The organism is Mesorhizobium sp. M1A.F.Ca.IN.020.06.1.1, assembly GCF_004023265.1.
GTDB lineage: Bacteria > Pseudomonadota > Alphaproteobacteria > Rhizobiales > Rhizobiaceae > Mesorhizobium.
Map to the genome: position 1 here is coordinate 1 of NZ_RZSR01001329.1, position 1220 is coordinate 1220.

At 64.7% G+C, this 1220-nt stretch carries 1 pseudogene; it reads left to right on the plus strand.

The window, feature by feature from the left end:
- Nucleotides 1-1220 (plus strand): annotated as a pseudogene (locus EOA60_RS33725) (DNA-binding protein); the annotation flags it as partial.

The window sequence follows — 1220 nt, forward strand, 5'->3', positions numbered from 1 at the left end:
ACCATATTACATCCGACGCCTGCTGACGGAAACAACGGTTCGTGCCGATGATCGCCGCGCGATCTATGTCGGCGCCGAGGCTTACGAGGCCGCAGGCGGCATCATCCTGCGCGACCTGTTCGAGCAGGATGCAGGAGGCTGGTTCCAGGATGCAGCGTTGCTCGAGCAACTGGTGTTCGACAGGCTCAAGATCGACGCCGAGACAATCCGCGCCGACGGCTGGAAGTGGGTCGAGGCGGCGATCAGCTTCCCTTATGGCCACAGCTCCGGCATGCGGCGCGTCTATGCCGAACCCGCGGAAATGAGCGCCGAGGAGATCGCCCGCTACGACGCGGTCAAGGCGGAGTACGATGCGCTCGACGCTAAGTATGCCGAGATGGAGGATGCCGACCAGGAGATCGAGGACAGGCTCGATCAGCTCGGCGCTGAGCTCGACGGATTTAGCGATCGCCCACATGTCTACGATCCGGCGCAGAAGGCGATTGCCGGCGCCTTCGTCACGCTCGGCGCCAACGGCCAGCTCCAGGTCGAAGCCGGCTTCGTTCGTCCCGAGGATGAACCCCGCGTCGAGGTGGACGATGACGAGGAGGCCGACGGCGGGGATCGCGACGCGTCGCAGTCCGACGAGAACGGCGCCAATGGCATCGTCGTGAACGGCCGGTCCACAAACGGCGGATCCGAAGCGACCGAGGAGCCCGAGGAAGAAGGCATCAAGCCTCTGCCGGAACGGCTTGTCTTCGACCTCACCGCGCAGAAGACGCTGGCGTTGCGCAACGCGCTTGCGGGGAACGTCGACATCGCCTTCGTCGCCGTTCTCCATGCCCTCGTGCTGCAGGTGTTCTACCGCTTCGCCAAGGACAGCTGCCTCGAAATCACTCTTGCGAGCAACAGTTTTGGCCAGGTCCAGGGCCTTGCCGAGACCATCTGGGCGAAGGAGATCGGAGACCGTCACGAGGCATGGGATAGGGATATGCCAGACAGCGACAAGCTCTGGGACTTCCTGCTCGGCCTCGACGAAGCGAGCCGCAAGGCAATGTTCGCGCACTGCGCGTCGCTCTCGCTCAACGCCGTGGTCGAGCCGTGGAACAGGCGGCCGGGCGCAGTTGCCCATGCCGATGCGCTCGCCGCGACGCTCGGCTTCGACATGGTCACGGCCGGCTGGGAACCGACCGTCGACAACTATCTCGGCCGCGTCACCAAGGCCACGATCGTCCAGGCGG